This is a genomic window from Pseudomonas sp. DW-iso3 (assembly GCF_058725305.1).
On the sequence record NZ_JBZXDZ010000004.1, the window covers coordinates 408,693 to 421,610 of the forward strand.

13 protein-coding genes are annotated in these 12,918 nt (G+C 61.9%); 3 read left to right on the forward strand and 10 right to left on the reverse strand.

Going from position 1 to position 12,918, the window contains the following annotated elements:
- Positions 1-6 precede the first annotated feature (6 nt).
- The gene (locus AC4PS7_RS13950; RefSeq protein ID WP_010210990.1) at positions 7-321 is read right to left on the reverse strand and encodes an SCP2 sterol-binding domain-containing protein; all 315 of its coding nucleotides are present in this window, start codon (positions 319-321) and stop codon (positions 7-9) included.
- Positions 322-377: 56 nt separating this feature from the next.
- Positions 378-1,088: a histidine phosphatase family protein gene (locus AC4PS7_RS13955; protein ID WP_010210989.1), complete on the reverse strand. Its 711-nt coding sequence runs from the start codon at positions 1,086-1,088 to the stop codon at positions 378-380.
- A 193-nt stretch (positions 1,089-1,281) separates the two neighbouring features.
- Between AC4PS7_RS13955 and sohB the strand changes: the two genes are divergently transcribed.
- Positions 1,282-2,307: a protease SohB gene (gene sohB / locus AC4PS7_RS13960; RefSeq protein ID WP_010210988.1), complete on the forward strand. Its 1,026-nt coding sequence runs from the start codon at positions 1,282-1,284 to the stop codon at positions 2,305-2,307.
- A 121-nt stretch (positions 2,308-2,428) separates the two neighbouring features.
- Here sohB and AC4PS7_RS13965 read toward each other — a convergent pair whose 3' ends face one another.
- Complete coding sequence (locus AC4PS7_RS13965; protein WP_457244257.1) at positions 2,429-3,964, reverse strand: MFS transporter; 1,536 nt, start codon at positions 3,962-3,964, stop codon at positions 2,429-2,431.
- A 150-nt stretch (positions 3,965-4,114) separates the two neighbouring features.
- Here AC4PS7_RS13965 and AC4PS7_RS13970 point away from each other — a divergent pair, with 150 nt between their 5' ends.
- Positions 4,115-5,011: a LysR family transcriptional regulator gene (locus tag AC4PS7_RS13970; RefSeq protein ID WP_021491707.1), complete on the forward strand. Its 897-nt coding sequence runs from the start codon at positions 4,115-4,117 to the stop codon at positions 5,009-5,011.
- On the opposite strand, the gene dhaL is transcribed toward AC4PS7_RS13970, so the two are convergent.
- From dhaL to AC4PS7_RS14005, 7 genes are all read right to left on the reverse strand, one after another.
- Positions 4,968-5,615, reverse strand: coding sequence for a dihydroxyacetone kinase subunit DhaL (gene dhaL / locus AC4PS7_RS13975; protein WP_010210985.1), 648 nt, complete (start codon positions 5,613-5,615; stop codon positions 4,968-4,970). The two genes, AC4PS7_RS13970 and dhaL, sit on opposite strands and share 44 nt — an antisense overlap.
- Before the next feature lie 3 nt (positions 5,616-5,618).
- Positions 5,619-6,620 carry a dihydroxyacetone kinase subunit DhaK gene (locus AC4PS7_RS13980; RefSeq protein ID WP_010210984.1) on the reverse strand — a complete coding sequence of 334 codons (1,002 nt, stop codon included), beginning with the start codon at positions 6,618-6,620 and terminating at the stop codon, positions 5,619-5,621.
- A 56-nt stretch (positions 6,621-6,676) separates the two neighbouring features.
- A complete protein-coding gene (locus AC4PS7_RS13985; RefSeq protein WP_042571596.1) occupies positions 6,677-7,792 on the reverse strand; it encodes an MDR/zinc-dependent alcohol dehydrogenase-like family protein in 1,116 nt (371 codons plus the stop codon).
- Positions 7,793-7,819: 27 nt separating this feature from the next.
- Entirely contained in the window at positions 7,820-8,575 is a 756-nt protein-coding gene (locus AC4PS7_RS13990) for an SDR family oxidoreductase (RefSeq protein ID WP_045792243.1), read from the reverse strand.
- Between the two features lie 87 nt (positions 8,576-8,662).
- A complete protein-coding gene (locus AC4PS7_RS13995) occupies positions 8,663-9,670 on the reverse strand; it encodes a substrate-binding domain-containing protein (RefSeq protein ID WP_010210978.1) in 1,008 nt (335 codons plus the stop codon).
- A gap of 34 nt (positions 9,671-9,704) precedes the next feature.
- Positions 9,705-10,682, reverse strand: a complete 978-nt coding sequence (locus AC4PS7_RS14000; protein WP_010210977.1) for an ABC transporter permease — start codon at positions 10,680-10,682, stop codon at positions 9,705-9,707.
- Positions 10,679-12,166: a sugar ABC transporter ATP-binding protein gene (locus AC4PS7_RS14005; protein WP_492179499.1), complete on the reverse strand. Its 1,488-nt coding sequence runs from the start codon at positions 12,164-12,166 to the stop codon at positions 10,679-10,681. The genes AC4PS7_RS14000 and AC4PS7_RS14005 overlap by 4 nt, the downstream gene beginning before the upstream one ends.
- Before the next feature lie 283 nt (positions 12,167-12,449).
- Here AC4PS7_RS14005 and rpiB point away from each other — a divergent pair, with 283 nt between their 5' ends.
- A complete protein-coding gene (rpiB, locus tag AC4PS7_RS14010) occupies positions 12,450-12,911 on the forward strand; it encodes a ribose 5-phosphate isomerase B (RefSeq protein WP_010210973.1) in 462 nt (153 codons plus the stop codon).
- The last annotated feature ends 7 nt before the right edge of the window (positions 12,912-12,918 follow it).

A 12,918-nucleotide genomic window follows, 5' to 3' on the forward strand; every position in this document is an offset into this window, starting at 1 on the left:
CGTGCATCACGCCGGGAACAGCTCGCTCAGTTTCATGGCCAGCATCATGTCGCCTTCGGTGCGCAGCTTGCCGCCCATGAAGGCCTGCATGCCGTCGGTCTCGCCGCTGACGATACCTTTCATGGTTTCAGCGTCCATCACCAGGGTGACCTGGGCGTCTGGGTTTTCGCCTTCCAGCAATTCGCAGGTGTTGTTTTTCACCACCAGCGAGAAGTTCTGGGTGTCGTCGATACGGAAACCGAACACCAGGTCCAGGCCGTCAGCGGCGGCTGGGTTGAATTTGGCTTTCATTGCTTCTACAGCTTTGGCTACGTCAGTCATGGTTTCGATCCTTTAGGGTAGAGTCCAGTGACCTTGGGGTCACGGTTGGCCGCAGTTCATCGGAACGTGATGAGCTGCGGCGCCTTCAACAGTTGCAAGTGGGTATGACTGTTGAAGGAAGCCAGTGCCACCTCGCGACCGCGGAATTTCAGCTGGTTGAGCGAGGTGTTAACAATTTGCCAGTTCAGTTCGAAGGCCTGGGCGGCAGGCATTCGGGTAATCAGGTGGAGCAGGGCGGTGATGGTGCCGCCGGAGGTGAACACGGCGATCTTCTGCGCGTTGTCCGCCGCCTCGAGCATCCGTTGCAGGCCTCCCTGCACACGCTCCACGAAACCCAGCCAGCTTTCCAGCCCCGGTGGGTCATAAGTGCCGGCCAGCCAGCGCTCGATGATCAGGGCGAAGATACGCTGGAACTCGCTGCGGTTCTGCGCGGCATTGCGCAGAATTTCCAGGGCTTCAGGTTCGGTGGTCAGCAGGTCGGGGAGCAGGGCGCGGATGATTGCGTCGGCGTCGAATTCGTTGAAGGCGCTGTCGATTTCCAGCGCCGGCACTGGCAGGCCCAGGGCGCTGTACTGATCGAAGGCGGCGGTGGCGGTGTGCTGCTGGCGACGCAGGTCGCCGGCCACACAGCGGTCGAACACCAGGCCCATGTCGGCCAAGTGGCGGCCGAGCACTTGCGCCTGTTCCACGCCGACGGGCGACAGGACGTCATAGTCGTCTGCACCGAAGGAGGCCTGGCCATGTCGAATCAGATAGATGCTGCCCACGTCCGTTTTCCCGGTACGTTGAAAGTCTGGCGAGGTTATGAGGATGCCTGCGAGCTGTCAATGAAAAAACATACGCTTGTTTTAAAAGCTCGTTGGAGGGCGCCTGGTGGCGGTTTGAGCACTGGCTCCCGGCAAGCCCCGTCGGTATGCTTGGGCAATCCGCGCCTGGCGCACCGCACCTGTAAGGAGAACTATGGATTTTCTGGCCGAATACGCGAGCTTTCTGGCGAAGACCGTGACCCTGGTGGTCGCTATTCTGGTGGTACTGATCAGTTTCGCGGCCCTGCGCAGCAAAGGGCGTCGCAAATCCGCCGGCCAGTTGCAGGTCAGCAAGCTCAATGACTTCTACAAGGGCCTGCGCGAGCGCCTGGAATCGACCCTGCTCGACAAGGACCAGCTCAAGGCCCTGCGTAAATCCGAAGGCAAGGCCGAAAAGAAGAAGGGCAAGCAGAAAGCCGAGGCCAAGCCACGGGTGTTTGTGCTGGATTTTGATGGCGACATCAAGGCTTCCGCCACCGAAAGCCTGCGCCATGAAATCACGGCCTTGCTGAGCCTGGCCACGCCGAAGGATGAAGTGGTGCTGCGCCTGGAAAGCGGCGGTGGCATGGTCCACAGCTACGGCCTGGCCTCATCGCAGCTGGCGCGTATCCGCCAGGCAGGGGTGCCGTTGACCGTGTGCATCGACAAGGTCGCAGCCAGCGGCGGCTACATGATGGCGTGCATTGGCGAGAAAATCATCAGTGCGCCGTTTGCCATCCTCGGCTCCATTGGCGTCGTGGCGCAGTTGCCTAACGTCAACCGCCTGCTGAAGAAGCACGACATCGACTTCGAAGTGCTGACCGCCGGTGAGTACAAGCGCACCCTCACGGTGTTTGGCGAAAACACTGAAAAGGGCCGCGAGAAGTTCCAGGAGGACCTGGACATCACTCACCAACTGTTCAAGAACTTCGTCTCGCGCTACCGCCCGCAGTTGGCGATTGATGACGTGGCGACCGGAGAAGTGTGGCTGGGTGTTGCAGCGCTCGACAAGCAATTGGTCGACGAACTGCAGACCAGCGACGAATACCTGGCCACCAAGGCCAAGACCGCCGAGGTGTTCCACCTGCATTATGCCGAGCGCAAGAGCTTGCAGGAGCGAGTTGGGCTGGCGGCCAGTGGCTCAGTGGACCGCGTGTTGCTGACCTGGTGGAGCCGGTTGACCCAGCAGCGCTTCTGGTAACCCGACCTCCAGAACGTAGACGCCCCCCCCCTGTGGGAGCGGGCTTGCCCGCGAATGCGATGTCTCAGTCAGTGCATCTGCTCCTGACACACCGCATTCGCGAGCAAGCCCGCTCCCACATTCAGTTCGGTGCCCGCAGGGGGAGTTGTGGTGGGGCTGAAGGTATCGGGTTACGCATCAACATCCCCACCACCAGCGCCCCCAGCAACCCCAATACGCCCGCCACCCACAACACCGCGCTGAACCCACCCACGAACGCCTGTCGCGCCAGCGGCTGCACCAGTGCGCGTGCCGACTCCGGCAACAAACCCATCGCTGCCGACATATCCCCGGCGACTACGCGTGAAGCAATGCCGTTAACCTGAGCCTGCCATTGTGCGCCGATGCTTGCGCTCAACAACTGCTCGCTATGACGGCTCAATAACGCCCCGTACACGCCGATCGCCAACATGATCGCGCTGAAGCGCATGGTGGTGCTCATGCCCGAAGCCATACCGGCACGGTCTCGCGGCACACAGACCATGATGTTTTTCTGCGTGTCGCCATTGAGCAGACCTGCCCCGGCGCCTGTAACTGCAATCGCCAAGGCAAAAGGCAGGTAACCTCCCACGTTTACCGCCCAGGCACTCAAGAGGTTGCCACTGCCCACCAGTGTCAGGCCACCAGCCATCATCGTAGCGGGTGTCAATCGCCCCGCCAGGCGTGCGCCAATGCGTGGGCAGATCAACAGGGTCAGCGCAAACGGCAACATGCCCAGGCCCGAGTCAATCGCGGAGAACCCCAGGCCGTTCTGCAGGTAGAACGGCAACAAGGTCATCATCACTTGGGCGCAACCGGCGTAGGCAAACATCCCCAGCAAGGCTCCGATAAAGCGCGGGTGGCGGAACAGTTGCAGGTCGACCATGGGCCGCTGTTGCACACGCTCGACGAGGACAAATACACCCAGTAATGCCGCGCCGCCGATGAGCCGGGCGTAGGTCAACGGGTTGTCCCAGCCAATGCGATTGGCTTCGATCAGGCCCCACATCAAGCACAACAGGCTGGCGCTGAAGGCCAGGCTGCCCCAGGGGTCGAGCCGTGCCGACTGGGTATCGCGGGATTCCGGGATTGCACGCAGTACCAGCGCCATCAAGGCCAGGCCCACTGGCAGGTTCAGATAGAAAATCCAGCGCCAGCCCAGGTACTCGGTGATCAACCCGCCCAGGGTCGGTGCGGCGGTCATGGCCACGCCCATGCAGGCGCCCCAGAAGGCCCAGGCTTTGGCCCGTTCCACATCGTCGTGGAAGGTGTGGCCGATGGTGGCGAGTGCCGAGGTCAACAGCAGGGCTGCGCCGACGCCTTTGATCGCGCGAGCGATGTCCAGAAACAACGCGTTGGGCGCGGCACCGCAGCCGAGGGACGCCAGGATAAAGATGCTCAGCCCCCAGACCAGGGTTTTCTTGCGGCCGAAGCGATCGGCGATGCTGCCGGCGGGTAACAACAGTGCGGCAAAGGCCAGCATGTAGGCGCTGACGACCCATTCGATGTCGGCAAAATTTGCTCCCAGATCACGGGCGATGCTGGGCAGTGTGACGGCGACGATGTTCGTGTCGAGCACGATCAGCGAACAGACGCCGGACGCCGTCAATAAGGTGAGGCGCGGACTGACTAGGCTCATGATTGAATTACCTTGCAGGCAATGTGGAAAAGACAGTTGACGGACATTGCAAAGGCTCTCTAGTGTTCACGTGCCGTTAGCTTAATCCCGGCCGGCGACGTCTTTGTTAGCCGCCGTGAAGCACTTCATTACCTTTGAGCTAATCCTGTTATGGACATCCGTCATTTTCGCTACTTCCTGGCTGTAGCCCGCCAGCGCAACTTCACCCGGGCCGCCGAGCAGTTGGGCATTGCGCCACCGACGTTGAGCCGCCAGATCCAGGACATGGAAACGACGCTGGGTACGCGCTTGTTCGTCCGCCAGCAGCGCGAGGTCAGCTTGACCGAAGCCGGCGCCGCCTTGCTGATCGAAGCCGAAGCTACCGTGCGCCAGTTCGAGTTCGCCCAGCGCAATGCCCAGCGCGCTGGGCGTGGCGAGATCGGTCATATCCAATTGGGCTACGTGGCGTCGGCGGTGTATTCGGGGCTGTTGCAGCGGCAAATGCAGGCGTTCGCCCAGGCGTTTCCGGATGTGAGCGTGAATGTGCGCGAATGTGCGATGGCGACGTTGCCTGGCGCGGTGGCGGACGGGCGTGTCGATATCGGTTATATCCGCTCGCCCATGACCCTGCCGGAGGGTGTCGAGGCGGTGCGTCTGGACAGTGAGGGGTTTGTATTGGCGCTGCCGCAGGACTCGTGGCTGCTGGGCCTCAAGGCCATCGGTTGCGAGCACCTGCAAAACGAGACGTTCATCTTGCCGGAGCAAATCAGTGGCACCTTGCAGGTGGCCGCGCAAGGCGGCTACGCGCCGCGCCTGGGGCCGCAACCCGGTGGATTGGTGGCGGTGGTGGCGCTGGTGTCACTCGGGCAGGGCGTGGCGGTGGTGCCGGCGTCAATGGTGGGGCATGTGAGTTTGCCTGGCGTGGTGTACCGCAGCATTCAGGGCAGTGACGCGTCGTCGTGGCTGTCGCTGATTCACCGGCGCTTCGAGCAAGCGCCGGCGGTGGCGCGGTATCTCCAGCAGATCAAGCAGACAGTCGCGGCTGTACCGAGTCGGCCAGGCGCGTAAGGATCAGGCAACACGACACGGCGCCGGCATCCAACACGCCGAGGGAGCGTTCGCCCAGGCGACTGGCGCGGCCGATCTTTGCCACCAGGTCCTTGGTCGAGTCGCGGCCCTGTGATGCGGCGGCTTTCATTGCGTCCAGTGCTTCGCTGAAGGAGGCCCCCGTGGCGTGTGCCTGCTCAAAGGCTTCGACCGCCGGTATCAAGGTGTCCATCAGGCACTTGTCGCCCACCCCCGCTTCGGTAATGTCCTGCAACGAGGTCAACCCGCCGCGCAGCAAATGAGCAAAAGTCGCGGCGTCGATGTCGTCGCTGTTGCGCACTTCATCGGCCATGCCGATAAACAGGCTGCCATACAGCGGGCCCATGGAACCGCCGATGCCCTCCATCAGGCTGAGGGTCAGCTCGTCGAGTGCTTCGGCCAGGGTCAGTTGGCGTCCTTCAAGGGTGCGCCCGCAATGGGCGAAGCCCTTGGCCATGTTGATGCCGTGGTCGCCATCGCCGATGGCGCCGTCTATTTCACTGAGGTATTCACGGTTGGCGACGATCACGCTGACCAGGTCGCTGACGATGGCGCCGCCGTCGCGGGTGGAAAAATACTGGCTCATGGTTCACTCCGCCTGGGTCATGCCGATGGAGCGGCAGGGTTGATCGATCAGGGTTGTAAGCTCGGCGTCGAGGCCGAGCAGGGTCAGGGTTACGCCCATCATTTCCAGGGACGTGAAGTAATTGCCCACATAGCAACGGTGAATCTTCAAACCTTTGGCCGTGAGCTGTTTTTCGACCTCGGCGTAGAAAATATACAGCTCCATGACCGGCGTGGCGCCCAGGCCCGAGACCAGCACCACCACGCTGTTGTCCTGGCTGAAGTCGCGGTCGGCAAGGATCGGCGCGAGCATGCGTTCGGCCATGGCGGCGGCCGGTTCGATCGGGATTACGTCGATGCCCGGTTCGCCATGATGGCCTATGCCGAGTTCCATCTGGCCGTCGGGAATCTGGAAGTTCGGCTTGCCCACCGCCGCAATAGTGCACGGCGTGAGGCCGATACCAATCGAGCGGCAGTGGTCGACGGTCTTCTGCGCGACCCGGATCACGCCGTCCAGGTCGTAATGCTGGGCGGCAGCGGCGCCACCGATCTTCCACATGAAGATTTCCCCGGCCACGCCACGGCGCTTGGCAATCTCGGCTTTGGGCGCGGACGCCACGTCATCGTTGGCGACCACGGTGCGGATACGCATGTCTTTGCTGGCGGCCATTTTCATTGCCAGCTTCACGTTCATGTTGTCGCCAGCGTAGTTACCGTAAAGGCAAGCCACACCTGCGCCATGGTCGGCTGCGCGAAACGCGTCGAAAAAACTCTTGGCAGTGGGCGAGGAGAAGATCTCGCCGACGGCCACCGCATCCACCAGTCCCGGGCCGACATAGCCGAGAAAGGCCGGTTCATGGCCCGACCCGCCCCCGGTGACAATGCCGACGCGGCCAGGCCCAGAAGGCTTGGCCTTGACGATGACGCGTGGGTTGGTCTCGTACTGGCGCAGTTCGGGGTGCGCGACCAGAATGCCGCGCAGCATGTCCTCGACCACCTGGTCCGGATCGTTGATGACTCGATTCATAACGCGGGTTCCTGTTCTTGTTGTTAACGGTAGGCGCAGAAGCGGTGGGTGCGCGGTCAGGGTTGCAGCACCACCTTCAGCGACTTATCGCCGCGCTCCATGACAGCGAACGCTTCCTTGAAATCCGCCAGCGCAAATGTGTGTGTCACGACGTCGCGCATGTCGATCTTGCGGTTGCCGATGAAATCGATGGCGCGCGGGTACATGTACGGTCCCAGGTGCGAGCCCAGCACGTCCAACTCCTTGCGGTCGCCAATGATCGACCAGTCCACGGTGGCCTCGTCATTGAACACGCTGAATTCGACGAAGCGGCCCAGCTTGCGCAGCATGGCCAGGCCCTGGTTCACCGCCTTGTGGTGCCCGGTGGCCTCGATGTAGATATCACACCCGTAGCCGTCGGTGATCTCGCGGATTTTCGCCAGCACGTCCTCCTCGGCCGGGTTCCAGACCTCGTCGGCGCCCATGCGCAGGGCGAGGGCGGCGCGCTCCGGCTTCATGTCCAGGACAATGAGCTTTTTCGGGTTGCGCATGCGCACCGCGCCGATGATCCCGAGGCCTAGCGTGCCAGCGCCGGCGACCACCACCACGTCGTCGAAATCCACATTGGCGCGTTCCGCGGCGTGCAGTGAGCATGCCAGTGGTTCGATCAGGATTGCTTCGTCCGGGGCGATAGAGTCCGGCACTTTGTGGATGATGCCTTCCTTGGTGAAGATCATGTACTGGGCCATGGCGCCCTGCACATTGTTCTGGAAGCCATACAGGTCGTGCTTCTGGCACATCCAGTATTGACCGTGGTTGCAGAAGCGGCAGCCCCAGCACGGCACGATTTGTTCGGAAATTACCCGGTCACCGACCTTCACCCCTCGTTTCTCTGCGCCTGGGCCCAAGGCAACCACGCGGCAGACGAATTCATGGCCGGGGATCATGGGCGGTTTCACGTAGCGGGGTTGTTCGGCGTCACCCCAGAACGACGGGGCGCCGCGATAGGTCTTGATGTCGCCCATGCAGATGCCGCACAACTCGACTTTGGTGAGGATTTCATCGGGGCCCGGCACGGGCACGTCGACGGTTTCCAGGCGGTAATCTTCCGGGCCATGGCAAACCACGGCCTGCATGGTTTTCGGGATGACCGGGGACAGGTGTTCAGGTGTGCGTTCGGTGACGGTGGACATGACAAAACCTCACGACAAGAAGATGAATTACTGAATGCTGTAGCCGCCGTCGATCACCATGTTGGCGCCGGTGATCATCTGTGCGGCATCGCTGAGCAAGTACAGCGCCAGCCCGGCGATTTCTTCCGGCTGGGCAAAGCGGCCCGCCGGGATCTGCAATTTGGCCTTTTCACCCACTTCGCCGGCCCAGGCTTTCCTGCCCAGGGCTGTCTCGACGATGGTCGGGGAGATGGCGTTGACGTTGATCTGTGGGGCCCACTCCATGGCCAGTACCTTGGTCATGCCGACAATGGCGGCCTTGCTTGCGCAGTAGGCGACATGCCGGTCCAGGCCAATCACGGCGGCCTGGGAAGCGAGGTTGACAATGCGCCCGCTGCCTTGGGCGAGCATGTGCCGGGCGCAGGCCTGGGCCACGAAGAAGCTGGCCTTGAGGTTGATGTCCAGGGTGGTGTCCCAGGCGCTTTCGCTGACATCGACGGCCTTGTCCAGCAGCACCACGCCGGCGCTGTTGATCAAGTAATCCAGGCGTTGGAAGTGTGCGAAAACCGTGTCGATGGTGTGTTGTATCTGGCCGATCTGACCGAGGTCGACGGCAATGCCCAGATGCCCGGCGCCCAGGCCGGCGGCTACCTCGACCACCGCGGGGTCACGGTCCAGCAGGGCCACGCGCGCGCCGCGTTCCACCAGCAGGCTCGCGCAGGCCAGGCCGATCCCGGCGGCGCCACCGGTAATCACCGCGCAACGGCCGGTCAGGTCGAAGGCTTGGTTCCAGAATCCAGACATGAATAACTCCATTTTCGAAAACGGTGGCGGTCCGATATGGGGGCGGTGCCGCCCCCACATTTGGCACGCATTTACAGGTCAAAACCGTTATTTGCCGCCGCTGACTTGTTTGTACAGTGCATCGGCGTTGGCATTGGTGACCGGCACCCACGGCAGGATGTAGTTCTTGGCCGTGCCGTCACCCCATTTCACCTCCTTGGCATAGCGCTCCCAGATCACCGACTGCGGCTTGTAGTCCTTGCCGGCCAGTGCGCGCAGCGCCACGTCCAGCGCGCCCTGGGACTGTGCCTGGGCGTCTTGCAGGAAGGTGGTGACTTCGTCTTTTTTCGCCGCCTGGATCGCGTCGGGCATCCCATCGATAGAGGTGACGGGCACATCCTTGGAGGTCAGCCCGTGGGACTTCAGGGCCTGTACGGCGCCGAGGGCCATGTCATCGTTCTGCGCGATCACGCCGTTGATCCCTTTGGGGTGGGCGTTCAGCCAGTCTTCGGTCAGTGCCAGGGCCTGGGCGCGGTCCCAGTTGGCGGTCTTTTTCTCGATGATCTTGATGTCTGGGTGTTTGCCCAGCACTTCCAGTTCGCCTTTTTCCCGGTCGATCTGCGCCGACTGGCCAATCGGCCCCTGGATGATCACCACGTTGCCTTTGCCATTGAGCTTGTCGACCATGGCCTGGGCCTGCAGGCGGCCGCCCTCGACATCATCGTTACCCACATACGGCACGGAGGCATCGGCTACTTTCGTATTGGAGGCGATGACCACCACGTCGTTGCTCATGGCCGCCTTGACGGTGCCGACGCCGGCCTTGGTGTCGATCGGTACGAACAGGATGGCGTCGTAGCGTTGGGTCACCATGTTTTCGATCTGGTTGTTCTGGGTGAGGGCGTCGTAGTTGCCGTCGAACACGGTCAACTGCACGGTGCCGTCCTTGACCGCCGGGTGTTCCTTGAGCTCGCGGACCCAGTTCTGCATGAACTGGCCCTTGAGGCCGTAGACGGCTGCGCCGACCTTGTAGGTCTTGCCATCGGCGGCCATGGCGATACTGCAGGCGAGCAGGGAGAGGGCCGCGGTGGCGGCCAGGGTGGTACCAAGTTTCATGAGTAGAACTCCGGTTATTGTTGTAGGTCGTTCTCTAGCGTTTTTTCTTGCGCCACACGTCGATCAGTACTGCGAACACGATGATCAGGCCCTTGGCGACCTGTTGGTAATAAGAGGACACGCCGAGCAGGTTCAGCCCGTTGTTGATCACCCCGATCAACAGTGCGCCGAACAGCGTGCCGACAATGCTGCCGGTGCCGCCCGACAAGCTGGTGCCGCCGATCACCACGGCGGCAATCGCGTCCAGCTCATAGGAAACCCCGGCCTGGGGCAGGGCAGAGGTGGTACGGGCCGATAGCACCACGCCAGCCAGTCCGGCGAGCAGGCCCGAGACCACGTACACCGAAAACATCACCTTGCGCACGCCGATGCCTGAGGTGCGTGCGCTCTTTTCATTGCCGCCCACCGCGTACACATAGCGGCCGTAAGTCGTGTAACGCAGCACCATCCAGAAGATCAGTGCGACCACGGCAAAGATGATGATCGGCACGCCGATCGGGCCGATCTTGCCGATGCCCAGCGCCAGGTAGGCGTCGGGCAGGTCGGTGATCGGGCTGCCATCGTTGAGGATGAAGGTCATGCCGCGCGCAATGCTGAGCATGCCCAGGGTGGCCACGAACGGCGGGATCGATAGGTTCGCGACCATGAAGCCGTTCACCACGCCGAGCATCGCGCCTGCAAACATCCCGGCACTGACCGCTGCCAGCAGGCCATAACCCTGGGTCGCGACCATGGCGCTGCACAACCCGGCAAAGGCCAGGATCGAACCCACCGACAGGTCGATGCCCTTGGTCAGGATCACATAGGTCATGCCTACCGCGAGGATGCCGTTGATGGAGGTCTGGCGCAGGATGTCCATCCAGTTGCGCCAGGTCATGAAGTACTCGCTGGAGAACGCCATCACCACGCACAGCAGGATAAACACCAGCGGCAGGCCGAAACGGTCGAGGGACAGACGCAGGCGATTGCGCGGCGCGGCAGTAACGGGGGCTGTGATGGTTTTGGCATTCATGAGGCAAGTCTCAACAAGGCTTCCTGGGAAAGGGCGGTGTCGGTGCTGATGGTCACCAGCCGGCCGCCCTTGAATACGGCGATGCGATCGCTCAGGTGCAGCAGCTCCGGGGCTTCCGAAGACACCACAATGGCGGCGCCACCGCCGCGTACGAATTGGTCGAGCAGGTGGTAGATCTCCTGCTTGGCGCCTTCATCGATGCCGCGGGTCGGTTCGTCGCACAGCAGGCAGACCGGCTCGGTGGACAGGCATTTGGCGAGTACCACTTTCTGCTGGTTGCCGCCGCTCATGGACGCCACCGGTAATTCCAGGGACGTGGTCTTGATCTGCAGGCGCTTGACCATGTCCTCGGCCAGCTGGGTTTCCTTGCGCGCATTGATCAGCGACCAACTCGACAGGCGCTTGTAGGCCGACAGGGCAATGTTGGAAAGAATGCTGCCGGTGAGCACCAGGCCGCTGTCCTTGCGGTCTTCGGTGACCAGGGACATGCCGGCATTGATGGTCGCCTTAGGCAGTCCGATCGGCATGGGTTTGCCTTGCAAGGTGGCGCTGCCGGAGTCCGCGACCGTGAGGCCGTAGATGCAGTTGAGAAACTCGCTGCGCCCCGAGCCCATCAAGCCATAGATGCCGAGGATTTCGCCTTGGCGCAGTTGCAGGCTGATGTCGTGGAACTCCCCGGCGCGGCTCAGGTTGTCGACTTGCAGGCAGGTGTTGGCAGCGCATTCGCGGCCGACCTTGTGGTCGATGCGGGTCAGTTCCTGGCCGACGATGCCGCGTACCAGATGGTCGCGATCAATGTCCGCCATGCGCCCGCTTTCAACAAAGGCGCCGTCGCGGAAGATGCTGTAGTCGTCGGCGATCTGCGCCAGTTCGCTCAGGCGGTGCGACACATAGACGATGCCGGCGCCCTGGGCAGTCAGGCGGCGGATGGCCTTGAACAGGGTTTGCGCCTCGTGTTCGCCGATGGCCGAAGTGGGTTCGTCCATGATCATCACCTGGCAGTCATGGCTGAAGGCCTTGGCGATTTCCACCAGTTGGATCTGCGCGACGCTCAAGCGGTGCATCGGGCTGGTGGCATCGACGTCGAACTCAAGGCTGTCGAGCAATTCGCGGGTGCGACGGTTAAGGGCCTTATTGTCGACGATGCAACCGGCGCGGCGTGGTTCGCGTCCCAGCCAGATGTTCTCGGCGACTGTCATGTAGGGGATAGGTTCCAGCTCCTGGGTGATCATCGCGATCCCCGCTGCCAGCGCTTCACTCGGGCGGTTGAACTGCACCGGCGCGCCGTTGAGCAGAATGCTGCCGGCGTCACGCTGGGTGATGCCCATCAGGATGCTCAGAAATGTCGATTTGCCCGCGCCATTGCCGCCGCACAGGGCGTGGACGCTGCCGGCCCGCAGAGAGAGGCGCCCGTCACGCAAGGCAGGGACCCCGGCGTAAGCCTTGGCGACGTGTTCAGCCTGGAGCAGTAATGGCCTGGCCATTGGCGTGTCCTCGTGCTGTGAATTCTTATTAGGTCGCACAGTCATGTTTCGCTGTGAGCATATGTGTATCAAATGAAATTCTGATCAGTCAATCTCTTTCATGTAAAAGCCATAATTCTGATCTTGTGCGTGAATAACGCCTATTTAGGCGCCATTGACTGGCGAGTCAGTTAAATCATGCTTGACAGTGAGGGGTGGTTGACCGCGAAATGTGTGAGCATAATTTCACTGACTGATCATATGATCGGTCATAAACACGATCACGGCAGTGGAGCCAGACGCCATGAACACACCTTTCCCGGTGGCTATCGGATGCGATGAAGCGGGTTTTGAGCTCAAAGAGCTGTTGAAGCGCCATATCGAGGCGCTGGGTTACCCGGTGACCGACTTCGGCACCCATTCCACCGCGCCCGTGCTTTACCCGGACATCGCCCTGGCCGTGGCCAACGCGATCAATGCCGGGCAGCAGCGGCTGGGTGTGTTGGTGTGTGGCACCGGGATTGGCATGGCCATTTCCGCCAACAAGGTGTTGGGCATTCGCGCGGCCCAGGCCCACGACACCTATTCGGCGGAGCGGGCGCGCAAGAGCAACGATGCGCAAATCCTGTCCATCGGTGCGCGGGTGATCGGTGCGGAGCTGGCCAAAAGCATCGTCAAATCGTTTCTGGAGTCGGAGTTTGAGTCGGCGCGTTCCGGCGCCAAGGTCGAGCGTATCAATGCGATCGAGCGCGACGGGCATCAGTAGTGGACTA